Origin of the sequence: Pseudomonas parasichuanensis, assembly GCF_021601385.1 — a bacterium.
In the GTDB taxonomy this organism is placed as follows: Bacteria; Pseudomonadota; Gammaproteobacteria; order Pseudomonadales; family Pseudomonadaceae; genus Aquipseudomonas; species Aquipseudomonas parasichuanensis.
In genome coordinates, this window is the sequence record NZ_BQHO01000012.1 from 81,783 (window position 1) to 105,608 (window position 23,826).

The 23,826-nt window shown below is 64.6% G+C and carries 22 protein-coding genes; 17 read left to right on the top strand and 5 right to left on the bottom strand.

Annotated elements, in window-relative coordinates; translation table 11 throughout:
• The first annotated feature begins 177 nt into the window (after positions 1-177).
• The 7 genes from prfB (at position 178) to L6D77_RS12175 (ending at position 6,991) form a co-directional block, all read left to right on the top strand.
• Positions 178-1,273 (top strand): peptide chain release factor 2 gene (prfB, locus tag L6D77_RS12145; RefSeq protein WP_232885317.1). Its coding sequence is split into 2 segments (ribosomal slippage): positions 178-249 and positions 251-1,273, totalling 1,095 coding nucleotides; the frame shifts between segments, so codons are not numbered across the junction.
• A gap of 93 nt (positions 1,274-1,366) precedes the next feature.
• Positions 1,367-2,869 (top strand): lysine--tRNA ligase, encoded by a 1,503-nt coding sequence (lysS, locus tag L6D77_RS12150; RefSeq protein ID WP_232885316.1) that lies wholly within the window; start codon positions 1,367-1,369, stop codon positions 2,867-2,869.
• A 208-nt stretch (positions 2,870-3,077) separates the two neighbouring features.
• Complete coding sequence (locus L6D77_RS12155; protein WP_232885315.1) at positions 3,078-3,782, top strand: TetR/AcrR family transcriptional regulator; 705 nt, start codon at positions 3,078-3,080, stop codon at positions 3,780-3,782.
• Positions 3,783-3,811: 29 nt separating this feature from the next.
• Positions 3,812-4,360 (top strand): LolA-like protein, encoded by a 549-nt coding sequence (locus L6D77_RS12160; protein WP_232885314.1) that lies wholly within the window; start codon positions 3,812-3,814, stop codon positions 4,358-4,360.
• A 135-nt stretch (positions 4,361-4,495) separates the two neighbouring features.
• On the top strand, positions 4,496-5,773 hold the full coding sequence (locus tag L6D77_RS12165) for a flavohemoglobin expression-modulating QEGLA motif protein (RefSeq protein ID WP_110995533.1): 1,278 nt from the start codon (positions 4,496-4,498) through the stop codon (positions 5,771-5,773).
• Positions 5,745-6,668: an alpha/beta hydrolase gene (locus tag L6D77_RS12170; protein WP_232885313.1), complete on the top strand. Its 924-nt coding sequence runs from the start codon at positions 5,745-5,747 to the stop codon at positions 6,666-6,668. The genes L6D77_RS12165 and L6D77_RS12170 overlap by 29 nt, the downstream gene beginning before the upstream one ends.
• On the top strand, positions 6,665-6,991 hold the full coding sequence (locus L6D77_RS12175) for a PA3694 family proteiin (protein WP_125857655.1): 327 nt from the start codon (positions 6,665-6,667) through the stop codon (positions 6,989-6,991). The genes L6D77_RS12170 and L6D77_RS12175 overlap by 4 nt, the downstream gene beginning before the upstream one ends.
• Positions 6,992-7,211: 220 nt before the next feature.
• On the opposite strand, the gene lptF is transcribed toward L6D77_RS12175, so the two are convergent.
• From lptF to L6D77_RS12190, 3 genes are all read right to left on the bottom strand, one after another.
• The gene (gene lptF / locus L6D77_RS12180) at positions 7,212-8,000 is read right to left on the bottom strand and encodes a lipotoxin F family OmpA-related lipoprotein LptF (RefSeq protein ID WP_232885312.1); all 789 of its coding nucleotides are present in this window, start codon (positions 7,998-8,000) and stop codon (positions 7,212-7,214) included.
• A 47-nt stretch (positions 8,001-8,047) separates the two neighbouring features.
• Positions 8,048-8,461, bottom strand: coding sequence for a DUF4398 domain-containing protein (locus L6D77_RS12185; RefSeq protein ID WP_232885311.1), 414 nt, complete (start codon positions 8,459-8,461; stop codon positions 8,048-8,050).
• Between the two features lie 262 nt (positions 8,462-8,723).
• Entirely contained in the window at positions 8,724-9,068 is a 345-nt protein-coding gene (locus L6D77_RS12190; protein WP_232885310.1) for a pilin assembly protein, read from the bottom strand.
• 144 nt (positions 9,069-9,212) lie between these two features.
• Between L6D77_RS12190 and ppc the strand changes: the two genes are divergently transcribed.
• The 7 genes from ppc (at position 9,213) to L6D77_RS12225 (ending at position 16,363) form a co-directional block, all read left to right on the top strand.
• Positions 9,213-11,840, top strand: coding sequence for a phosphoenolpyruvate carboxylase (ppc, locus tag L6D77_RS12195; protein ID WP_236170057.1), 2,628 nt, complete (start codon positions 9,213-9,215; stop codon positions 11,838-11,840).
• A 258-nt stretch (positions 11,841-12,098) separates the two neighbouring features.
• On the top strand, positions 12,099-12,749 hold the full coding sequence (gene adk / locus L6D77_RS12200; protein ID WP_186659995.1) for an adenylate kinase: 651 nt from the start codon (positions 12,099-12,101) through the stop codon (positions 12,747-12,749).
• A gap of 90 nt (positions 12,750-12,839) precedes the next feature.
• Complete coding sequence (gene tsaB / locus L6D77_RS12205; RefSeq protein WP_232885309.1) at positions 12,840-13,514, top strand: tRNA (adenosine(37)-N6)-threonylcarbamoyltransferase complex dimerization subunit type 1 TsaB; 675 nt, start codon at positions 12,840-12,842, stop codon at positions 13,512-13,514.
• A 130-nt stretch (positions 13,515-13,644) separates the two neighbouring features.
• Positions 13,645-13,932, top strand: a complete 288-nt coding sequence (locus L6D77_RS12210) for a hypothetical protein (protein ID WP_232885334.1) — start codon at positions 13,645-13,647, stop codon at positions 13,930-13,932.
• Positions 13,933-13,935: 3 nt separating this feature from the next.
• Positions 13,936-14,805 (top strand): DUF72 domain-containing protein, encoded by an 870-nt coding sequence (locus L6D77_RS12215; RefSeq protein ID WP_232885308.1) that lies wholly within the window; start codon positions 13,936-13,938, stop codon positions 14,803-14,805.
• A gap of 31 nt (positions 14,806-14,836) precedes the next feature.
• Positions 14,837-15,667, top strand: coding sequence for an isocitrate lyase/PEP mutase family protein (locus L6D77_RS12220; RefSeq protein WP_232885307.1), 831 nt, complete (start codon positions 14,837-14,839; stop codon positions 15,665-15,667).
• A 6-nt stretch (positions 15,668-15,673) separates the two neighbouring features.
• Positions 15,674-16,363 (top strand): extensin-like domain-containing protein, encoded by a 690-nt coding sequence (locus L6D77_RS12225; protein WP_232885306.1) that lies wholly within the window; start codon positions 15,674-15,676, stop codon positions 16,361-16,363.
• 2 nt (positions 16,364-16,365) lie between these two features.
• Here L6D77_RS12225 and L6D77_RS12230 read toward each other — a convergent pair whose 3' ends face one another.
• A complete protein-coding gene (locus tag L6D77_RS12230; protein WP_232885305.1) occupies positions 16,366-16,986 on the bottom strand; it encodes an energy transducer TonB in 621 nt (206 codons plus the stop codon).
• Positions 16,987-17,081: 95 nt separating this feature from the next.
• Here L6D77_RS12230 and L6D77_RS12235 point away from each other — a divergent pair, with 95 nt between their 5' ends.
• Positions 17,082-17,864, top strand: a complete 783-nt coding sequence (locus tag L6D77_RS12235; protein WP_232885304.1) for a class I SAM-dependent methyltransferase — start codon at positions 17,082-17,084, stop codon at positions 17,862-17,864.
• 846 nt (positions 17,865-18,710) lie between these two features.
• Here L6D77_RS12235 and L6D77_RS12240 read toward each other — a convergent pair.
• Entirely contained in the window at positions 18,711-19,175 is a 465-nt protein-coding gene (locus L6D77_RS12240; RefSeq protein ID WP_232885271.1) for a CopD family protein, read from the bottom strand.
• A 98-nt stretch (positions 19,176-19,273) separates the two neighbouring features.
• On the opposite strand from L6D77_RS12240, the gene dinG reads away from it, so the two are divergent.
• Positions 19,274-21,418, top strand: coding sequence for an ATP-dependent DNA helicase DinG (dinG, locus tag L6D77_RS12245; RefSeq protein WP_232885272.1), 2,145 nt, complete (start codon positions 19,274-19,276; stop codon positions 21,416-21,418).
• 80 nt (positions 21,419-21,498) lie between these two features.
• Positions 21,499-23,724, top strand: coding sequence for a beta-galactosidase (locus L6D77_RS12250; protein WP_236170058.1), 2,226 nt, complete (start codon positions 21,499-21,501; stop codon positions 23,722-23,724).
• Positions 23,725-23,826: the final 102 nt, after the last annotated feature.

Genomic DNA, 23,826 nt, shown 5'->3' on the forward strand with positions numbered 1-23,826 from the left:
AGGAGCGGCCTTGTGCCGCGAAGGGCCCGGGATCTAAGTGTCAACGCCGCTACCGCCGGGGCCGCTTTGCGCCCCTTCGCGGCACAAGGCCGCTCCTACAGACGGATCTGCCGCCATGGCGCGGACTCGGTTATACTCGCGGGCTTTTCACCGAATTCGCACGAGAGCTGCCCGCCCATGGAAATCCAACCGATCCTGAACACCATCAAGGACCTCACCGAGCGTTCCCAGTCTATTCGGGGGTATCTTTGACTACGATCACAAGCATGATCGTCTGGTCGAAGTAAACCGCGAGCTGGAAGACGCCGCCGTCTGGAACAAGCCCGAGTACGCCCAGGCCCTGGGCCGCGAGCGCGCCATGCTGGCGCAGGTCGTCGAAACGCTCGACAAGCTGGCCAATGGCCTGGGCGACTGCAAGGACCTGCTCGACATGGCCGTCGAGGAAGGTGACGAAGGCGCCGTCAGCGATGTCGTGACCGAGCTGCAAGGGCTGGAGGAATCCCTCGCCCTGCTCGAGTTCCGTCGCATGTTCAGCGGCGAGATGGACCCGAACAACGCCTACCTGGACATCCAGGCCGGCTCCGGCGGCACCGAGGCCCAGGACTGGGCCAACATCCTGCTGCGCATGTACCTGCGCTGGGCCGACAAGCGTGGCTTCGACGCCACCATCATCGAGCTGTCCGAAGGTGAAGTCGCCGGCATCAAGGGTGCCACCGTGCACATCAAGGGCGAGTACGCCTTCGGCTGGCTGCGCACCGAGATCGGCGTGCACCGCCTGGTGCGCAAGAGCCCGTTCGACTCCGGCGCGCGTCGCCACACCTCGTTCTCGGCGGTGTTCGTCTCGCCCGAGATCGACGACAAGGTCGAGATCGAGATCAACCCGTCTGACCTGCGCATCGACACCTACCGCTCCTCCGGCGCGGGCGGCCAGCACGTCAACACCACCGACTCGGCGGTGCGTATCACCCACGTGCCGACCAACACCGTGGTGGCCTGCCAGAACGAACGTTCCCAGCACGCCAACAAGGACACCGCCATGAAAATGCTGCGGGCCAAGTTGTACGAGCTGGAAATGCAGAAACGCAACGCCGCCTCGCAGGCCCTGGAAGACAGCAAGTCGGACATCGGCTGGGGCCACCAGATCCGTTCCTACGTGCTGGATGACTCGCGTATCAAGGACCTGCGTACCGGCGTTGAGCGCAGCGACTGCCAGAAGGTGCTTGACGGCGACCTCGACGAGTACCTGGAAGCGAGCCTCAAGCAGGGGCTGTAAACCGCACACCACCGCCGCATTACCGGGCCTTTGCCCGGTTTTGCGTGCCCTGCCCGACAGGGGCAACGAACACCTGATGGAAAGAATGACGACATGAGCGACCTCAAGACCGAATCGCAAGACCTGCAACAGGAAGAAAACGCCCTCATCGCGCTGCGCAAGGAAAAGCTTGCCGCCGAGCGCGCCAAGGGCAATGCCTTCCCCAACGACTTCCGTCGCGACAGCTACTGCAACGACCTGCAGAAACAGTACGCGGACAAGACCAAGGAAGAGCTGGAAGCAGCCGCGATCCCGGTCAAGGTGGCTGGCCGCATCATGCTCAACCGTGGCTCGTTCATGGTGATCCAGGACATGACCGGTCGCATCCAGGTCTACGTCAACCGCAAGACCCTGTCCGAGGACACCTTGGCCGCGGTCAAGACCTGGGACCTGGGCGACATCATCAGCGCCGAAGGCACCCTGGCCCGTTCCGGCAAGGGCGACCTGTACGTCGAGATGACCAACGTGCGCCTGCTGACCAAGTCGCTGCGCCCGCTGCCGGACAAGCACCACGGCCTGACCGACACCGAGCAGCGCTACCGCCAGCGCTACGTCGACCTGATGGTCAACGAAGAAACCCGCCACACCTTCCGTGTGCGCTCGCAGGTGATCTCGCACATCCGCAAGTTCCTCATCGAGCGTGACTTCCTCGAAGTCGAAACGCCGATGCTGCAGACCATCCCCGGCGGCGCCGCGGCCAAGCCGTTCGAAACCCACCACAACGCACTGGACATGGCCATGTTCCTGCGTATCGCCCCGGAGCTGTACCTCAAGCGCCTGGTGGTCGGTGGTTTCGAGAAAGTCTTCGAGATCAACCGCAACTTCCGTAACGAAGGCGTCTCGACCCGGCACAACCCCGAGTTCACCATGCTCGAGTTCTACCAGGCCTACGCCGACTACAACGACAACATGGACCTCACCGAAGAGCTGTTCCGCGAGCTGGCACAGCTGGTGCTGGGCAGCACCGACGTGCCGTACGGCGACAAGGTGTTCCACTTCGGCGAGCCGTTCGTGCGCCTGTCGGTGTTCGACTCGATCCTCAAGTACAACCCTGAGCTGACCGCTGCCGACCTGCAGGATGTCGACAAGGCCCGCGCCATTGCCAAGAAAGCCGGTGCCAAGGTGCTCGGCCATGAAGGCCTGGGCAAGCTGCAGGTGATGATTTTCGAAGAGCTGGTGGAGCACAAGCTGGAGCAGCCACACTTCATCACCGAGTACCCGTTCGAAGTGTCGCCGCTGGCCCGTCGCAATGACGACAACCCGTCCGTGACCGACCGCTTCGAACTGTTCATCGGTGGCCGCGAGATCGCCAACGCCTACTCCGAGCTCAACGATGCCGAAGACCAGGCCGAGCGCTTCCTGGCCCAGGTGGCCGAGAAAGACGCCGGTGACGACGAAGCCATGCACTATGACGCCGACTTCGTTCGTGCCCTGGAATACGGCATGCCGCCGACCGCCGGTGAAGGCATCGGTATCGATCGCCTGGTCATGCTGCTGACCAACTCGCCATCGATCCGCGACGTGATCCTGTTCCCGCACATGCGTCCGCAGGCCTGAGTGATCTGAACAAGCCGCCTTTCGAGGCGGCTTTTTCTTGCCTGTACACTTGTATTGGCTGTACTGGCCCTTTCGCGGGTGAACCCGCTCCCACAGGGATTTGCACAGTTCCTGAGGGCTGTGGCGAACCCTGTGGGAGCGGGTTTACCCGCGAAGAGGCCGGCACTGGCAAACCACTGTTTTGTGAGGTACTCCCGTGACACCCGCCATGCCCCCACAAGGCGCCGCCGGCATCGCCACCGCCGTCGCCGAGAGCGTGCAGTACCAAGGCCGCAAGACCGCCCGCCAGGGCAGCGAGCAGCGCCGCCAGCAGATCCTCGATGCCGCCATGCGCATCGTCGTGCGCGATGGCGTGCGCGGTGTTCGCCACCGTGCCGTGGCCGCCGAGGCCGGCGTGCCGCTGTCGGCCACCACCTATTACTTCAAGGACATCCAGGACTTGCTGGCCGATACCTTCGCCCAGTACGTCGAACGCAGCGCGGCCTACATGGCCAAGCTGTGGACCAATACCGAAGGCGTGCTGCGCCAGTTGCTGGCCCAGGGCGACGGCACGCCCGAGGCCCGGGCACGCCTGGCCGATGAAGTGGCGCGCATGCTGGCCGACTACGTCCTGCGCCAACTGAACAACCGCCGCGACTTCCTCATGGCCGAGCAGGCCTTCCGCCAGGAGGCGCTGCTGTGCCCACGCCTGGCCGAGCTGGTGCAGGCCCACGAGCAGATCCTGCTGCACGGCGCGCGCCAGATACTGCAGGTGGTCGGCTCGCGCCAGCCCGAGCAGGATGCCCAGATGTTGACGGCGATAATCGAGCAGATGGAATATCAGGGCCTGCTCAAGGACGTGAATGCGCAGGCCGATGAGCAGATGCTCGCTATCCTTGTCCGATACCTGCAGATGGTGCTGGCCTCGGCTTGAGCGGCGAACGAATCTTCAAGGAGAACCCGATGAAAGCCTGGCGTGTGGTGTTGTTGACGTTGTCATTCCTCCTGCTGGGCGGTTGTCTGGTGGCCTTCCATGAACCACTGCCGAGCAACCAGGCCGCGCCCAAGGCGCTGCTCGGCAAGTGGAGCAGCAAGGACGCCTGGGGCGAGCCCCTGAAGCTTGTGATCAGCCGCAGCGGCGGCGATGCCTACAAGGCGGTGGCGACCGCCAAGGGCAAGGCCCCGCAAGAGTATGTGTTCACGGTGTCGCGCCATGGCAACCGCTGGTACATGTCGGCCGGCGTGCCCAAGCGGCTGGGGGGCAACTTCCTGATTGGCGGCTTCGATATCGTCGATGGCAAGGAACTGGTGGTCTACAACCTCGATGTCGAACAAGTGCAGCAGGCCGTCGAGAAGAAGGAACTGAGTGGGCGAAGCATCGAAGTCCCCGAAGAGAATGGCGAGGGTGTGTTGATCGACAGCCCGTCGGCGCGTGTGCTGGCGTACCTGGACGATCCGGCCAACTCCGATCTGTTCGTCGAGGTGGCGCGCTTCCAGCGTTCCGGCAAATGACCGTGTCGGCCTCTTCGCGGCTAAAGCCGCTCCCACGGGTGCAGTGCCAGGCCTGAGGGCTGCGAAACCGCTGTAGGAGCGGCTTCAGCCGCGAAGAGGCCGGTTCAGGTGTCTTGTTCTTGAAAGGAGTCCCCGGTGGACGAGTACCAGCAGACCATACGTACGTTGTCCGACCGCATCGTGGCCGCGCAAACCCCCATTCGGGTGCTCGATGCAGTGAAATGGGACGACGGCATCCGCCAAGGCTTCCTCAAGGCCAAAGGCAAGGAGCCGCCAGCGGTGGACCGGGCCTACTACCAGAACCGGCCCTTGTCGTTCGACTCCAGCGCGGTGAAGGCCGAGTTCCAGAGCATCGAGCGGGACATCACCCGCCAGCTTGGCCAGTTCAACCCGGTCGGGCAGATCATGCGGCGCATGTGCAAGGAGTACCGCATGGTGGTGCGCATGCTCGAAGCGCGCGGCACCGAAGACTTCGGGCTGATCTCCCAGGAGCTGTACGGCGCCGCCTCGGATGCGTTCCATGCCGGTGACCCGACCCTCGCCGACCTGGGGTTGATGCTCTCGGATTACCTGAACAACATCGACGGCCGTGGCGACCTCAAGGACGAGCCGAAAAACCTCACGGCCAAGGAAGCGGTGGAAATCCTCCAGCGCCGCCTGAACAAGGTATTCGGCGAGGCCGAGGAAACCATCCGGGTATTCGAGTCCGACGGCATCGTCGCCGACGCGGCGGCCGGCGCCGACTACATCAAGGTGCGCGCCGACGCGATGTTCAACAACCGCGACGTGCGCGCCCTGGAAGTCCACGAAGGCCTGGTGCATGTCGGCACCACCCTCAATGGCCTGAACCAGCCGATCTGTACCTTCCTGGCCAAGGGCCCACCCTCGTCCACGGTGACCCAGGAGGGCCTGGCGATCCTGATGGAAGTGATCGCCTTCGCCTCCTACCCCAGCCGCCTGCGCAAGCTTACCAACCGTACCCGGGCCATCCACATGGTCGAGGAGGGCGCGGATTTCATGCAGGTCTACGAATTCTTCCGTGGCCAGGGCTTCGAAATGGGGCAGAGCTACAGCAACGCCAGCCGAGTGTTCCGCGGCTCGGTGCCCAATGGCCTGCCATTCACCAAGGACTTGTCCTACCTCAAGGGCTTCATCATGGTTTACAACTACATTCAGTTGGCCGTGAAGAAGGGCAAGCTGGAGCAAATCCCGTTGCTGTTCTGCGGCAAGACCACCCTTGAGGACATGCGCACGCTGCGCCAACTGGTCGAAGAAGGGTTGGTGGAGCCACCCAAGTACCTCCCGGAGCAGTTCCGCGACCTCAACGCGCTGTCGGCCTGGATGTGCTTCTCCAACTTCCTCAACCACCTGAGCCTGGACCGCATTGAAGCCGACTACGCGAACATTCTCTGACGCCTGCCGTCACCTCGCCTTCGGCCTCGGGCTGCTGCTGTTGAGTGGCTGCAGCAGCCTGCTGTTCTATCCCGAGCCCGGCCAGCCGTTCACCCCTGAGCGGGCGAAACTCGACTACCGCGATGTCACCCTGACCACCGCTGACGGCGTGCGCCTGCACGGCTGGTGGCTGCCAGCCAAGGCCGGTGTCGAGGTCAAGGGCACGGTACTGCACCTGCATGGCAACGGCGGCAACCTGCCGGGCCATCTGGGCGGCAGCTATTGGTTGCCGGAGCAGGGGTACCAGGTGTTGATGATCGACTACCGGGGTTACGGCCTGTCCCAGGGCAAGGCGACCCTGCCGGAGGTCTATGAAGACCTCGCGGCGGCCATGGCCTGGCTGGACCGCGCGCCCGAGGTGCAAGGCAAGCCATTGGTGCTGCTGGGCCAGAGCCTGGGCGGTGCGATGGCCATCCACTACCTGGCGGCGCACCCGCAGCAGCGCGAGCGCTTCAGCGCGCTGGTGTTCGACGGTGTGCCGGCCAGTTATCGGGCGGTGGGCCGCTATGCCCTCAGTACCTCGTGGATGACCTGGCCGCTGCAGGTGCCGCTGTCGTGGTTGGTGCCCGATGGCGACAGCGCGATCCGCTCCATCGCACAGCTGGCCAGCCCGCCGAAGCTGTTCTTCCACAGTATCGATGACCAGCTGGTGCCGCTGGACAACGGCATCCGCCTGTACCAGCAGGCGCCGCCACCTCGGGTGCTGCAACTGACCCGCGGCGGCCATGTGCAGACCTTCGCCGACCCGACCTGGCGCCAGGTGATGTTGCGCTTCCTGGACGACCCTACGCATTTCAATGGCCTGCGCCGCCTGGCCGAAGTCCCCAACTACCCTGACGAGAAGAACAAGCAATGAGTGAAGAACGCAACGCCATCCCGCTGATCCTGACCGGTGTCGGCAGCATCATCGTGACGGTGGGGGCCCTCTGGTACTACGGCTACCTGCATTTCGCCAAGCCTGAAGACGCCCTGTTGCTGCAGGACTTCACCATGCTCAAGACCATACCGGGCGAGGACTACAAGGTCTCGCTGGACCCGGCGCCGCAGGTGGCGCAATGCCTGGATGGCGTGCTGGTGCTGTTCGACACCCAGCAGAAGGGCCTGACCGGTGTGCTGGTGGACAACCGCAAGCGCGCGGTGCGCTGCATGGGCGAGGAGACGCCGCAGCAGGTGCAGTGAGTTTCACATCTGCTGGCCGCGATGACGCTCCAAGCCATTGCGAGCAATTCTGTTGTGTCGTCTCTAGCGGCCTCATCGCCGGCAAGCCGGCTCCCACAGGGTTAGCGCTGAGCTGGGCGTCGGTGCGGTCGGTGTGGGAGCGGGCTTGCCCGCGAAGAGGCCGGTGCAGGCAAGAAAAACCCCGCCATCAAGGCGGGGTTTTCACTTCAGACGGCAGGCCTTACTGCACCTGGCTCACCGCCCGCGGCATCACCGGCTGGTTATCGTTGGAGATGGTCACCTCCACTCGACGGTTCTGCGCACGGCCGGAGTTGCTGCCGTTGTCGGCCACCGGATACTCCTTGCCGTAGCCCTGGGCGACGATGCGCGCAGGGTCCACCCCGGCACGCACCAGTGCCATGCGCACGCTACCTGCGCGGCGCTCGGACAGGCTCTGGTTGTAGTTGGCCGAGCCAACGCTGTCGGTGTAGCCCTCGACGATCACCTTGCGCTCCGGGTTCTCCTGGAGGAACTGCGCCAGTTTGGTCACGTTGGGGTAGGCACTGCTCTTGAGTTCGGCCTTGTTGAAGTCGAACAGTACGTCGCCGAAGGTCACCAGCGTGCCGCGGTCGGTCTGCTTGGCATTGAGGCTGTCCTGCAGCTTCTTGATCTGCGCGTCACGGGCATCGAGCTTGGCTTGGGCGCGTTGCGCGGCGGAGTTTTTCAGTTCGGCCTCGGCCGTGCGCAGGGTGATGGTCTGCTTGGCCACTTCGACACGCTGGTTGGTGAGGTAGGCGAGCTGGTCGACCTTCTTGCTGTCCTCACGCTCCATGTAGGCCTTGTCGGCCTTGTTCAGCCAGTCCTGGGCATCCTTGGTCTCGAGCGCGGCCACCTTGCTCGACTGTGGGTCGCTCTGCAGCGCCGAGAAGTTGGTGCGGGCCGATTCGAGGTTGGCGTTCGGGTCGTGGGAACAGGCGGCAAGGCCGACGCTCAGGGCCAGCAGGGCGGGAATCATGACGTAGTTGCGCATAGTGTTCATCCTTTGATCGTTAACGAAGGCTTGGGGGCGCGGCAGGCCTATTGGGCGCTGCGCAGGCCTTCTTCACGTATGTCCTGGACACCCTGGCGGGCATCCTGCACGGCCTTCTGGGCCTTGGCGGCCTGAGCCTTGCGTTCAGCGACACGGGCGTCCCATTCGGCCTGTTCGGCGAGCATGCGGGCCTGGTCGTACTGCTTGTCGTGCATGGCGATCTCGGCCTGCTTGAACTTGTCCTGGGCCGCTTTCATTTCCACGGCGGCGAACTCGGTACCGCCGGCACTGACCGCGGAATTCACCGCCGACTGGCTGACGGCGTATTGCTCAGTAGGCGGCTTGCCGGCGCAACCGGCCAGTACCAGGCTGCTGCCCAGGGCCAATGCGGCCAGCTTCAGCCCGCGCAGGTGAGTGGACGAGGGTTTTGCGATGCGGGTCTTCATGGTGGTCAACTCCATTGGGTCACTCCTGTTAACGACGATGTCCGCGACCGGTCCATCGTTGTTCCCCAGCCAAGGCGTGCGCTGCAACGCCCGTGTTTGCAGGGTTTTGCCGTGATGGCTACTGGCTGTGACCGAGGCGTTTTTTGGATAGTTCAGAAAAATTGGTGTGCTAACGAAGTTTTTTTCTGACTGCTTGGTCAGCGCGAAAAGTGCGGAACTTTGCGCTGCCGGGGAGGTATGCGGGCCTTATGGAACAAGGCCCGCAGGTAGGGGAGGGCTAGTGGCGTTCGCCTTTTCCAGCACTGCCGAGGGCGGCCAGATGACGGCGCGAGAGCGCGAGGAATCGAGGTGTCGGGCCGATGTCCTCGTACAGTGGATCGCCTTCCTCGTCGGTAGCGATCACTTGCCGGCCCTGGATGTACGGGAAGCTGGCTTCCAGCTCCTCGAGCGCGGCGGCGACCAGTTCGCCAAGCAGCGCCTCAGGGCTGCGCTTGGGGTACATCTCGGTCAGCGCGGCCAGGCGCGCCTCGGCTTCCATGTCCAGGTGCAGGACATGCCCGGTAGGGCTCAAGCGTCCGGCGGCATTCTGTTCCCAGTGCTGGGCGAGTTCGCGGATTTTCATGATGACCTCTGTCAAAGCCTTGAAGGTGGCATTGCTTCGGATGACCACTCTTCACTTTAGTTGCTTTGCCCGTGTCCGGCTTGCCAGGCGCGGCCAGGAGTGGGCACTCTTGGGACCTGCTGTTTCCTTGAGTGGAGAGGTTTGATGAGCGATATCGATCTGCGTTTGCGCGAGGATGTGCACCTTTTGGGGGAGCTGCTGGGCGAGACCATCCGCCAGCAGCATGGCGAGGCGTTCCTGCAGAAAATCGAGGACATTCGCCACAGTGCCAAGGCCGACCGACTGGTAGAGGGCGAAAAGCTGAGCTCGACTTTGGCCGACCTGGCCGAGGAGGACCTGCTACCCGTGGCGCGGGCTTTCAACCAGTTCCTCAACCTGGCCAACATCGCCGAGCAGTACCAGTTGATTCGCCGCCGCGATGCCGACCAGCCGCAGCCTTTCGAGGCGCAGGTGTTGCCCGAACTGCTGGCCCGGCTCAAGTCGGCCGGGCACAGCGACGATGCACTGGCCCGGCAGTTGGCCAAGCTCGATATCCAGCTGGTGCTCACCGCCCACCCCACCGAAGTCGCCCGCCGTACCCTGATCCAGAAATACGACGCCATCGCCGCGCAACTGGCGGCCCAGGACCATCGCGACCTGAGCCCCGCCGAGCGCGGCCAGGTGCGCGAGCGCCTGCGCCGGCTGATCGCCGAGGCCTGGCACACCGAAGAAATCCGCCGCACCCGGCCCACGCCGGTGGACGAAGCCAAATGGGGCTTCGCGGTGATCGAGCATTCGCTGTGGCAGGCCATCCCCAGCCACCTGCGCAAGGTCGATGCGGCATTGTTCCAGGCCACCGGCCTGCGCCTGCCGCTGGAGGCCGCACCGATCCGCTTCGCCTCGTGGATGGGCGGCGACCGTGACGGCAACCCCAATGTCACCGCCACCGTGACCCGCGAAGTGCTGCTGCTGGCACGCTGGATGGCTGCCGACCTGTTCCTGCGCGATATCGAAAACCTGGCTGCCGAGCTGTCGATGCAACAGGCCAGCGCTGCCTTGCGCGAACAGGTCGGCGACAGCGCCGAACCGTACCGCGCGTTGCTCAAGCAACTGCGCGACCGCCTGCGCGCCACCCGCGCCTGGGCCCAGGCCTCGTTGGCCACTGCGCAACCGGCCAGCGCCGCCGTGCTGGTCGACAACCGCGAGCTGATCGCGCCGCTGGAGCTGTGCTTCCAGTCGCTGCATGAATGCGGCATGGGGGTGATCGCCGACGGCCCGTTGCTCGACTGCCTGCGCCGGGCAGTGACCTTCGGCCTGTTCCTGGTGCGCCTGGACGTGCGCCAGGATGCCGCCCGCCATCGCGATGCGTTGAGCGAGATCACCGATTACCTGGGCCTCGGGCGCTACGCCGAATGGGATGAAGCGCGGCGCATCGAGTTCCTGCAGGCGGAGCTGAAGAATCGCCGCCCGTTGCTGCCCGGGCATTTCAAGCCCCAGGCCGACACGGCTGAAGTACTGGCCACCTGCCGCGAGATCGCCGCTGCGCCTGCTGCCTCGCTGGGCTCCTATGTGATCTCCATGGCAGGCGCGGCCTCCGACGTGCTGGCGGTGCAACTGCTGCTCAAAGAGGCCGGGCTGACCCGGCCGATGCGTGTGGTGCCGCTGTTCGAAACCCTCGCCGACCTGGACAACGCCGGGCCGGTGATGGAGCGCCTGCTCGGGCTGCCGGGTTACCGGGCCGGGCTGCATGGGCCGCAGGAAGTGATGATCGGCTACTCCGACTCGGCCAAGGACGCCGGCACCACGGCGGCGGCCTGGGCGCAGTACCGCGCCCAGGAGCAGTTGGTGCGCATCTGCCGCGAACACCAGGTCGAACTGCTGCTGTTCCATGGCCGTGGCGGTACCGTGGGGCGTGGTGGCGGCCCGGCCCATGCGGCCATCCTGTCGCAGCCGCCGGGGTCGGTGGGCGGGCGTTTCCGTACCACCGAGCAGGGCGAGATGATCCGCTTCAAGTTCGGCCTGCCGGGGATTGCCGAGCAGAACCTCAACCTCTACCTGGCCGCGGTGCTGGAGGCGACCCTGCTGCCGCCACCGCCGCCGCAACCGGCCTGGCGCGCGCTGATGGACCAGTTGGCCGCCGATGGGGTCAAGGCCTACCGCGGTGTGGTGCGGGAAAACCCTGACTTTGTCGAGTACTTCCGCCAGTCCACCCCGGAGCAGGAGCTTGGCCGCCTGCCGCTGGGCAGCCGCCCGGCCAAGCGGCGTGCCGGTGGCATCGAGAGCCTGCGGGCGATCCCCTGGATTTTCGGCTGGACCCAGACCCGCCTCATGCTGCCGGCCTGGCTCGGCTGGGAAACGGCGCTGAGCAATGCCCTGGCCCGTGGCCAGGGCGAACTGCTGGCGCAGATGCGCGAGCAGTGGCCGTTCTTCCGCACCCGCATCGACATGCTCGAAATGGTGCTGGCCAAGGCCGATGCGCAGATCGCCGAGGCCTACGACCAACGTCTAGTGCAACCGCAGCTGCTGCCATTGGGTGCGCACCTGCGCGACCTATTGTCGCAGTCGTGCCAGGTGGTGCTGGGCCTGACCGGGCAGTCGGTGCTACTGGCGCACAGCCCGGATACCCTGGAATTCATCCGTTTGCGCAACACCTACCTCGACCCGTTGCACCGCCTTCAGGCCGAGCTGCTGGCCCGCTCGCGCAACCGCGAAGCCGCTCTGGACAGCCCGTTGGAGCAGGCCCTGCTGGTGACCGTGGCGGGCATCGCGGCGGGTTTGCGCAATACCGGTTAAGGCGCCCAGCCGGTGCTCAGGGTCGGCGAACCAACAGCTGCCGGCCATGAGCCCGAGGGCTGGTTGCGCCGGGCGCAACCGGGGCCTCACCGGGCTGCGCCGGACACTTTGCTGCCCCGTTGGGATGCTTGTCGGGGGGGCGGCCGCTGTGTATCTTGAGCAGCCTTTGGACCGATTTTGCGGTCTCGACCGATTTTCCGGAGTTGGCCTTGTGCGCCGAATCCGTTGATTTGCATAGAAAAATATGAGGAGCACAAGATGCGTGTAATTCTGCTGGGAGCTCCCGGGGCCGGTAAAGGTACTCAGGCAAAGTTCATCACCGAGAAGTTCGGCATTCCCCAGATCTCCACCGGCGACATGCTGCGTGCTGCCGTCAAGGCCGGCACCCCGCTGGGCCTGGAACTGAAGAAAGTCATGGATGCTGGCCAGCTGGTCTCCGACGAGCTGATCATCAGCCTGGTCAAGGAGCGCATCGCCCAGCCGGACTGCGCCAATGGCTGCCTGTTCGACGGTTTCCCGCGCACCATCCCGCAAGCTGAAGCCATGGTCGCCGCCGGTGTCGACATCGATGCCGTGGTCGAAATCGCCGTGGACGACGAAGAAATCGTCGGCCGCATGGCTGGCCGCCGCGTGCACCTGGCCTCGGGCCGCACCTACCACATTCAGTACAACCCGCCGAAAGTGGAAGGCAAGGACGACGTCACCGGCGAAGAGCTGATCCAGCGCGACGACGATAAAGAAGAAACCGTGCGTCATCGCCTGTCGGTCTACCACAGCCAGACCAAACCGCTGGTGGACTTCTACCAGAAGCTGTCGGCCGCCAACGCCGGCAAACCGAAGTACAGCCACATCGAAGGCGTCGGCTCGGTTGAGTCGATCACCGCCAAGGTGCTGGCAGCCCTGAGCTGATCCATCACCGTGCATCACGACGGCCCGCTTGCGGGCCGTTGTCGTTTATACTGCCGCTCTTTTTCCCCTGTCCCTTGGAAACCGCGTTCGATGACCACCTTGCTGGCCCTGGATACCGCCACCGAAGCCTGTTCCGTTGCCCTGCTGCATGACGGCAAGGTGACCAGCCATTACGAGGTGATCCCACGCCTGCACGCGCAGAAGCTGCTGCCGATGATCAAGCAGTTGCTGGCCGATGCCGGCGTGGCGCTGAGCGCCGTGGATGCCATCGCCTTTGGTCGCGGCCCGGGTGCATTTACCGGCGTACGGATTGCGATTGGTGTGGTCCAGGGGCTGGCCTTCGCTCTCCAGCGCCCGGTATTGCCTGTCTCCAACCTGGCCGCGCTGGCCCAGGGCGCGCTGCGTGAGCGTGGCGTACAGCAGGTCGCCGCCTCCATCGATGCGCGCATGGACGAGGTGTACTGGGGTTGCTATCGAGCGGAGCAGGGCGAGATGCGCCTGGTCGGCCAGGAAGTGGTGGTGGCACCGGAGCGCGTCAGCCTGCCTGAAGGCCTGGGCGGCGAGTGGTTCGGTGCCGGTACGGGTTGGAGCCTGGCCGAGCGCCTGGCGGTGCAGGCTACTGCCAGCGATGCCGACGCGCTGCCCAACGCTCTGGATATCCTCACCCTGGCCACCTACGCCTGGGCCCGTGGCGAAGCGGTCGCCGCCGAGCAGGCGCAACCGGTGTATCTGCGCGATAATGTCGCAACGCCCAAGGCGCGCTGAGGTCGTTCGTCGGCTATCGCCGTTCACGATAAAACCTTTTGCGCGAACTGTGGTCCAGTTATCGTTCGGGCATTAGCGATGGATCTCTGATGCTGCTAAATTGCCATCATTGATCCTGAGTGCCCACGCCATGCGCATCGACGGCTTCTCCTCGCAGAGTTACCCCATCAAGCGCCCGCCGCGCAAAGCGCCGGTGCGTGACGAAGCGATCGACGACGCCGAGATCATCGAAGAGCCCGAACTCCAGGCCAACCGCGCCAGCCGTCGCAGCGGCAACCTGCCGGCCCGTCAGCAGGACCTGATCTTCCCCCGCGCCCGTGACCGGCGCACAGCCACGGCACTGGCCAGCTACCTGGCAACCGCCGGTTTCACCAGTGACTGGGAGATGGAAGTGCTGGGGCTGGACCTGTACATTTGACGGATGATTCCGTCCCCCCTGCCTTACTTTCTCGGTTGTCCCTCCTGGAGCGAAAACGCCTGGCGTGAGTATCTCTATCCCGCCGATGCCCGCACGGCTGAGTTCCTCGGCTTGTACAGCCAGGTATTCAACGCCGTTGAAGGCAACACCACCTTTTATGCCCGGCCAGCACCTGCGACCGTAGAGCGTTGGGCGCAGATCATGCCAGCGGGTTTTCGCTTCACGGCCAAATTCCCAGGCGATGTCAGCCATGCCGGGGATCTGCGTGCGCAACTTGATTCGGCGATCGACTTCACGCGGTTGATGGCGCCCTTGGGCCAACGCGTGTCGCCCTACTGGTTGCAGTTGCCGGCACAGTTCGGCCCCTCGCGCATGGGCGAGCTGGCGCATTTTCTCGATGAGGTTGGCGTGCCGGTGGCCGTTGAGGTGCGCAACGATGCGTTCTTCGCCCGTGGCGATGAAGAGCGCCTGCTCAATCGGTTGTTGCATGAGCGGGGTGTCGAGCGCGTCTGCCTGGACCCACGCGCGCTGTTCAGCTGCACTTCTCGCGAGCCAGGGGTGTTGCATGCGCAGTCCAAGAAGCCCAAGGTGCCGCCGCGCCCGTGTGCGTTCAGCCAGCACCCGCAAGTGCGCTTTATCGGTCACCCCGAGCTTGCGGCCAACGAAACCTTCCTTACCCCCTGGGTCGACAAGGTCGCTGCCTGGGTCGAGGAGGGCCGCAGCCCCTATGTATTCCTGCACACCGCCGACAACCGCATGGCGGCAGCGCTTGCCCAACGTTTCCACCAGCGGCTGATGGCACGCCTGCCTGGGTTGGCCGCATTGCCGGAATTGCCACGCGCGCCCGAGGTCGAACAGCTAGGGCTACTCTGACGACACTTTTTCATCTGCCGGAGGTTGAACCATGGATGTGCAAACCCTGCGAGCCGAAGCCTTCAAGGTGCTGCATGAACGCGATGGCGCATTCGTCATTCCCAACCCTTGGGATGCAGGCTCGGCCAGGATGCTGGCGGCCCTTGGCTTCGAGGCGTTGGCCACCACCAGCGCGGGGCTGGCGTTCAGCCTGGGGCGCCCGGATGCCGAAGGTGCCCTGAGCCTCGACGAAACCCTGGTCAATGCCCAGGCCATCGTGGATGCCACACCGCTGCCGGTGGCGGCAGACCTGGAAAACGGCTTTGGCGATTTGCCCGAGGACTGTGCGCAGACGATCCTGCGCGCCGCAGCAATCGGCCTGGTGGGCGGTTCGATCGAAGACGCCAGTGGCCGCGGCGACGCGCCGATCTACGATTTCGACCTGTCTGTGGCGCGCGTGCGCGCAGCCGTGGAGGCCGCGCGGCAACTGCCATTCCCGTTCACGCTCTGCGCCCGCGCCGAGAACCTGCTGCACGGCAAGCTGGACCTGGACGACACCATTCGGCGCTTGCAGGCCTATGCCGAAGCCGGCGCAGATGTGTTGTATGCGCCTGGGCTGCGCAGCGTCGATGAGATTCGCGCGGTGGTGCAGGCCGTGGCGCCCAAGCCGGTGAACGTGCTGATGGGCATGCCGGGTGTGCCCCTTGGCGTCAACCAGCTGCAGGACTTGGGCGTAAAGCGCATCAGTGTCGGTTCGTCACTGGCCCGTGCAGCGCTCGGCGCGTTCCAGCGCGCGGCCCTGGAAATCCGCGACCAGGGCACGTTCGGCTATGGCGAACAAGCGCTGCCCTTTGCCCAGCTCAATGACCTGTTTCGCCGCTGAAGCTTCATGCGCATAGGGTGCCTGCTGCTGGCCGGCCTCGTGCTGGTGACGGGGCTGGCCTGGCAGTTGGGGTGGCGCCCGGCCGATGCCTGGAACCCTTGGGCGGTGCTGGATGTGCAGCAGCCACCGAATGTGCTGACACCGTACAAGCTGTCGCGCCTGCGCAGTGACCCGGCGTTGTGCCGGCAGGCCTTGCAGACGTCGGCCCTGCGCTATCGACAGCAGGCCGACAGCGCTGCCGATGTCGCCTGCCCGCTACACAATGTGTGGCGTATCGAAGGCGGGCAGGCGCGGCTGAGCAGCAGTTTCCTCGCCAGTTGCCCGTTGGCGGTGGCCTATGCATTGTTCGAGGTGCACGGCCTGCAGCCAGCGGCGCAGCGGGTGTACGGCCAGCCCGTTGCGCAGGTCGATCACTTGGGCAGCTTCGCCTGTCGTAACGTCTATCACCGCAAGCAAGGGCGACTGAGCCAGCACGCTACGGCCAATGCCCTGGATATCAGCGGCTTTCGCTTGGAGGACGGCCAGCGCATCGTGCTGGCGCAGGACTGGCAGGGCGGCGGCAGGCATGCCGAGTTCTTGCGGCAGGTGCGCGAAGCGGCCTGTGACAGTTTCAGTACGGTGCTGGGCCCGGACTACAACGCCGCCCATCACAATCACTTTCACCTGGATATGGGGCTCTGGCAGCTCTGTCGCTGAGCTCAGGCGTAGGCGCGCACGTTGTTCAACACCACCGGGCGCGCCCAGTGGATGTCGAACTCGAGGTCGTTCTGCTGCTTGGCCAGGGTCGGCTCGTCGAATGGTTCTGGCGCCGGGTCGAGCAGGTTCATCTCGAATTCGGCGATTGGCAGGAACAGCGGGCGAGGCGATGGCGCGGGGCCGGGTTCGGCAATCGGATGGCCCTGGCTCATGACCACCGGGCGCAGCCAGCTGTTGCTGATGTCGAGCTCGCGCTGTTGGGTGATCAGTTCGGCGGTGCTGAAGGGTTCGGGGGCCGGCTCCAGCAGGTGGGCCTCGAGTTCCGCCTTGGGCAGGAACAGCGGTTCGGGTGGCGTGATTTCGGTGTCGTGCACCGGCAGGGCACGCTGCAGGTCGATCAAGGCCAGCGCCTTGGCACCGCCGATAGGTTCGCCACTTTCCTTGTCATACTGCACCAGCGCCTGGCTGACGCTGTCGATTTCCCCTTCCGGCTGCTCGGCCATGGCCCGGGCAAAGAAGTCCTGCCACAGGTGGCTGACGCCGCCCAGTGCCTGGGAGTTCTGTCGACCGTAGTTGCCGACAGGCGACAGGTAGGTCAAGCCGATAGGGAGAGTGTCTGACATGGCAGTCGCGCGCGTTGTGCTCTGGCAGAATAGTGGATACTGCGTGTATCGGCTGTGGCCGCGGTTTCATTAATTAATTTCGAGTGCGGGATCCGATGGTAGAACACGAGCTGGGCACAGGTATCAGGGTTGAGGCACTGGCCCCCGAATTCCAGGCGCAGGCGCTGGCATGGGCCGAACGCCTGGGGTTGCCGTTGGCCGACGAAGCGGCCGGGTTTGCCGTGCAGATCGGTGCCGATGGCCTGCAGATCCAGCAACTGGGCCCACAGGCACCCGGGCCTGTGCGGGTGGATTTTGTCGAGGGGCAGGCGGCGCATCGTCGATTGTTCGGTGGTGGCAGCGGGCAGATGATCGCCAAGGCGGTGGGTATCGCCCAAGGCGTGCGGCCGCAGGTGCTCGATGCCACGGCGGGGCTGGGCAAGGATGCGTTCGTGCTGGCCAGCCTGGGCTGCCAGATGACCTTGATCGAGCGCCAGCCGTTGATTGCGGCGTTGCTGGAAGATGGCCTGGCACGGGCGCGGGGGGATCTTGAGGTGGGGGCGATCGTCGAGCGCATGCGGCTGCTGACCGGCAATGCCATCGAGCGCATGCGTGGGTGGGAAGGGGAGGCGCCTCAGGTGATCTACCTGGATCCGATGTTTCCGCACCGGGACAAGAGTGCGTTGGTGAAGAAGGAAATGCGGGTGTTCAGGCCGTTGGTGGGCGATGACCTGGATGCGCCGGCGTTGCTTGAGGCGGCGTTGGCGTTGGCTTCGCACCGGGTGGTGGTCAAGCGGCCGCGCAAGGCGCCCATTATCGATGGGCCCAAGCCGAGCCATAGCCTTGAGGGGAAATCGAGTCGGTACGATATTTATCCGAAGAAGGCTTTGAAATTTTAAGTTGTTGTTGGTTGTTGGTTGTTGGTTTTGGAAGTTGTATGCGCATTCATTTGCGATGTCGACGCATAGTCACCTTTCCGCCCTTACGGCGGCTTACTTTGGTCTTGGCCAAAGTAAGCAAAGCCGCTCGCTCCCATCATACGGCCCCTGCGCTGCGCTCCGGGGTCCCTTCGCTCCGGCGTCCTCCGGGCCCGCGCGGCCTCCGACTTGCTGCGCAAGTCTACATCTCGCGCCTTCGGCTACGCCGAAGGGTGCTGCGCACCAGGGCCCTCCAGACGCCTGCGCTCAGCCTCCTGAAGTCGCGAAGTTAGGGGCGGCGCCTGGGCTGGCGTTAGCTGTCGCTAGTGGGATTATGGGATCTCTGGATTGCAATCGCTGGCAAGCCAGCTCCCACAGGTTTGAGCGAAACTTTCAGACTTTCGCGGTACCTGTGGGAGCCGGCTTGCCGGCGATAGGGCCCAATCAAACAACACATCAACAGCAGTCAAACCTAGATCGCAACATCACTGCTCTTGATCTGCTCTTGATCTGCTCTTGATCTGCTCTTGATCTGTTTTTGCTTTTGCTTCTAAGCGCGCGATAGTCCAGGCAGCACAAATTGCGACTTCAGGAGGCCGCGCGGGCCCGGAAGGCGCCGGAGTCGAGGGGACCCCGGAGCGCAGCGCAGGGGCCGTATGATGGGAGCGAGCGGCTTTGCCTACTTTGGCCAAGACCAAAGTAGGCCGCCGTAAGGGCGCAAAGGTGACTATAAGTCGCCATCGCCGCCGAATGCGCATACATCTACCAAAACCAATACTCTGAAAGCCGAAGCCGAAGCCGAAGCCGAAGCCGAAGCCGAAGCCGAACTCAAACCAAAACCCGCGAACTCGCCACAACCACCACCGCCAGCCCAATCGCCAGATTGACCCCTACCATCCGCCGAATCCGCCCGAGAACCCCAGCCCCCGCCGCCCAATCCTCAGCCTGCACCGCCGTGCGCAATTCAGGCAGCAGCAACGACTGAATTCGCATGAACAAGGCAAACATCACGATCCCGCCACCGATCATCACCTGAACATACCGCGGCGCCGTCTCGAACCCGGCAAAGCGCAGGTGAATCATCCCCACCCCGCTGACAGCCAGCACCGCCACCGCCAGCCAGACCCATCTGAAGAACCGCTGGAAAACCTCCACCCACAAACGCAGCCGCGCCGGCCCCTCCAGGGCTGCAACCGTGGCCGGGCGCAGGATCAGCCAGGCGAAGAACATGCCACCGACCCAGACCAGGGCGGCAAGGACATGCAAGGTGTAGGGCAGGGCAAAGGCGAGCATCCGGATCTCCATGCGGCACAAAGGGCAATAGCGGGGTATGATAGCCGGCCCATGCGAAACACTGAAAATATATCCAGCCCTCCGGGCGCCTGCAGACCATGATCAGCAACGAACTCAAAGCCACCATCCAGGGCGCCTACTCGCGTTTCCTCGAAGCCAAAAGCCTCAAGCCACGCTATGGCCAGCGCCTGATGATTGCCGAAGTAGCCAAGGTGCTCGGCGATATCGCCTGCGACGACGAAGGGCGCCGTGCCGGCGAGCCCGCCGTGGTGGCGGTCGAGGCGGGTACCGGTACCGGCAAGACCGTCGCCTATGCCCTCGCCGCGATTCCGGCCGCCAAGGCCGCCGGCAAGCGCCTGGTGATCGCCACCGCGACCGTGGCGCTGCAGGAACAGATCGTGCTCAAGGACCTGCCCGACCTGATGCGCAACAGTGGGCTGAACTTCAGCTTCGCCCTGGCCAAAGGCCGTGGCCGCTACCTGTGCCTGTCCAAACTCGACATCCTGCTGCAGGAAGGCCACGCCCAGTCGGCCACCGCCCAGCTGTTCGAGGAGGAAGGTTTTCACATCGAAGTCGACGAGCGCAGCCAGAAGCTGTTCAACAGCATGATCGAGAAGCTCGCCGGCAACCGTTGGGACGGCGACCGCGACAGCTGGTCGGAAGCCGTCGAGGACCAGGATTGGGCACGCCTGACCACCGACCACAGCCAGTGCACCGGCCGGCATTGCCCGAACTTCCAGCAGTGCGTGTTCTACAAGGCGCGCGAAGGCATGGGCAAGGTCGATGTGATCGTCACCAACCACGACATGGTTCTCGCCGACCTCGCACTGGGCGGTGGCGCCGTACTGCCCGACCCGCGCGACACCATGTACGTGTTCGACGAAGGCCATCACCTGCCGGACAAGGCCATCGGCCATTTCGCCCACTATTCGCGCTTGCGCTCCACCGCCGACTGGCTGGAGCAGACCGCCAAGAACCTCACCAAGCTGCTGGCCCAGCACCCGCTGCCGGGCGACCTGGGGCGCTACATCGAGCAGGTGCCGGAGCTTGCCCGCGAGGTGCGTACCCAACAGCAGTTCATGTTCACCCTGTGCGAGCAGGTGGCCGACTTCCGCACCGGTGAAGACATGGAAGGCCGCGACCGCCCGCGCTACCGCTTCGAAGGCGGCGTGGTGCCCGAGCAGATCCGCGAAGTCGGCATCGAGCTGAAAAAAGGCTTCGCCCGCCTGAACGACCTGTTCACCCGCCTGGCCGACCTGCTCAAGGAAGGCATGGATGGCGAGAACAACATCGGCATCGCCAGCCACCAGGCCGAGGAGTGGTATCCGCTGTTCGGCAGCCTGGTGACCCGTGCCCAGGGCAACTGGGAGCTGTGGACTGCGTTCACCGCCGAAGACCCGGAAGACAACCCGCCCATGGCACGTTGGTTGACCCTGGCCGAAAGTGGCGCGCTGTTCGATATCGAGGTCAACGCCAGCCCGATTCTCGCCGCCGAGATGCTGCGTAAAAGCCTGTGGAACGTCGCCTACGGCGCCCTGGTGACGTCGGCGACGCTGACCGCGCTGGGCAAGTTCGATCGCTTCCGCATGCGCTCCGGGTTGCCGCGCGACGCGGTGCAGTGCGTGGTGCCCAGCCCGTTCGTGCATGGCGATGCCGGCCTGTTGCGGGTGCCCGACCTGGGCGCCGACCCACGCGATGCCACGGCGCACACCGCCTCGATCATCCGTGAACTGCCGAACATCGTCGAAGGTGCGCGGGGCGCACTGGTGCTGTTCTCGTCGCGTAAACAAATGCAGGACGTGTTCGATGGCCTCGACCGCGACTGGCGCAAGCTGGTGCTGATCCAGGGCAACCTGTCCAAACAGGAAACCCTGAACAAGCACAAGGCGCGGGTCGACGACGGCCAGCACAGCGTACTGTTCGGCCTGGCCAGTTTCGCCGAGGGTGTCGACCTGCCGGGCGCCTATTGCGAGCACGTGGTGATCGCCAAGATCCCCTTTGCCGTGCCCGACGATCCGGTCGAAGCGGCCCTGGCCGAGTGGATCGAGGCCCGTGGCGGCAACCCGTTCATGGAAATCGCCGTGCCCGATGCCTCGCTGCGCCTGATCCAGGCCTGCGGCCGGCTGCTGCGGACCGAACAGGACCGCGGCGTCATCACCTTGCTCGACCGGCGCCTGGTCACCCAGCGCTACGGCAAGGCTATTCTCAATGCGCTGCCGCCATTCCGACGGGAAATCGGCTGACTGCCGGAGCAAGACGCGTTGCCCGTTGTCCATACTCGATCGTGAGCCCATGACGGGCTCAGAAGGAGAGCCACCGCCCTATGATCCGCCGTACCCTGCCTGTGATGTTCTCCCTGTTGTTCAGTACGCCGTTGCTGGCCGGGCAACAGACACTGTTCAGCTTCGTGCGCCCCGCCGCAGTGGTCAACGTGACCACCCAGGACGCTGCGATGCCACAGTACAACGCGGAGCAGACCGCTGAAGGCGAGGTGTTGCGGCGGGTGGTGTTCAATCCGGTGGCGCAGCCAACCTTGCGCCTGGCGCCGCCCAGTGGGGCCTGGGACTGGTCGGCCGGGCAGGCCCTGACACTGCGCCTGCAAAGCGGCATGGACTGGGCGCTGACCGTTGACGTGGTGGTGCAGAGCAGCGATGGGCGCACCCTCACCAGCCGCATCGACTTGCCGGCAGGGCCGGCTCAAACGATGATGATCCCCCTCAAGGCCAGCTCGCCGCTCAGCCAGGGCATGCGCGCCGGCCCGCCGATGCCATGGGCCCATGAAGGCCAGCGCCTGCTGCTGACCAGCAGTGCGGGGGAGGTCGACCTCAAGCAAGTCACCTCGGTCAGCCTGAGTATCCCCAGCCCCAAAGTGGCGCAGAGCCTGCTGATCGAGAAAGTCGGCCTGCAGGACGACGATCAGGCGTTCAAGGCTGCTTACAGCGAGCTGATCGACGGCTATGGCCAGTCCACCCGTGGGCGCTGGCCGGAGAAGATCGTCAGCGACGAGCAGCTCAAGGCTGCCGACAATCGCGAGCAGGCCCAGCTTAAAAGCTGGCTGGGCGAGCGCGACAAGCTCGGCCTGGACACCTATGGCGGCCTGCTGGCCGGGCCAGCCTTCGAGGCCAAGGGCTTTTTCCGTACGGAAAAACGCGACGGGCGCTGGTACCTGGTGACGCCTGACGGGCACCCGTTCTATTCCCTGGGCGTCAATGCCGTCGCCGCCGATGGTGGGCGCACTTACGTCGCCGGCCGTGAAGGCATGTTCAAGGCACTGCCGGCTGATGGCGATGCACTGGCGGCGTTCTATGGCGAGGGCAACAACGATGACGGCAACACCTCGTCCCAGGGGCGCCAGTTCAAGCAGGGGCGCTGGTTCGATTTCTATGCGGCCAACCTCCAGCGCACCTACGGCAAGCCGTGCCCGGCGACGGCCGAGCCTGCCTGCCCACCCCTGGCTCTGGACCTGACGCGCTGGCAGGCACACACCCTCGACCGCCTGCAGGCCTGGGGCTTCAATACCTTGGGCAACTGGAGCGATCCAGGCTTTGCCCAGGCCAAGCGCATGCCGTACACGCTGCCACTGTCGATCGTCGGCGATTACGCCAGTATCAGCACCGGCATGGACTGGTGGGGGCGCATGCCTGACCCGTTCGACCCGCGTTTCGCCATGGCCACCGAGCGTGCCGTGGCCATCGCTGCCCGTGACCACCGTGACGACCCTTGGCTGATCGGCTACTTCGCCGACAACGAACTGGCCTGGGCCGCGCCGGGCGATGACCCCAAGGCCCGCTATGGGTTGGCCTACGGCACCCTGCGCCTGACCACCGATGTGCCGGCCAAGCGCGCGTTCCTCAAGCAGCTGCGCGACAAGTACCGCAACCAGGAAGGGCTGTCGAAAGCCTGGGGCATCGAGCTGAAGGCCTGGGAACTGATGGAAGACCCCGGCTTCGAGGCGCCGCTGCCTGACCCGGCGCATCCGGAAATCGAGCGCGACTACCAGTACTTCCAGCAGGTGTTCGCCCAGACCTACTTCAAGACCCTCTCGGATTCGCTGAAATGGCATGCCCCCAATCACCTGCTGCTGGGGGGGCGCTTCGCCGTGAGCACGCCGGAAGCGGTCAAGGCCTGCGCCGAGTTTTGCGACGTGCTGAGCTTCAACTTCTATACCCTCAAGCCCGAGGACGGTTATGACTTCGCCAGGCTGGCCGAGCTGGACAAGCCGGTGTTGGTTTCGGAGTTCCAGTTCGGCTCCCGCGACCGTGGCCCATTCTGGCCCGGCCCGTTGGAAGTGGCCCGCGAGGAAGACCGTGGCCCGGCCTACGGCAACTTCCTCAAGGCGGCCCTGGCCCAGCCGATGATCGTCGGCGCCCATTGGTTCCAGTACCTCGACCAACCGGCCAGCGGGCGGCTGCTGGATGGCGAAAACGGCCATCTGGGGCTGGTGGCCATCACTGATGTGGCCTATCCGGGGTTTGTCGAAGCGGTGCGCCGCAGCAACCTGCAAGCCGTTGGTCAGTTGCGCAAGACCCTCGACAAACCCGCGCAGTGACTGCCCTGCGCCCCTCGAATATCGGTTTTACCTTGCGACCACCCAGCCACATTCAGTAGGCAAAAGGGCCAACTACTGAAACAATGCACGCCTTTTTCGGCA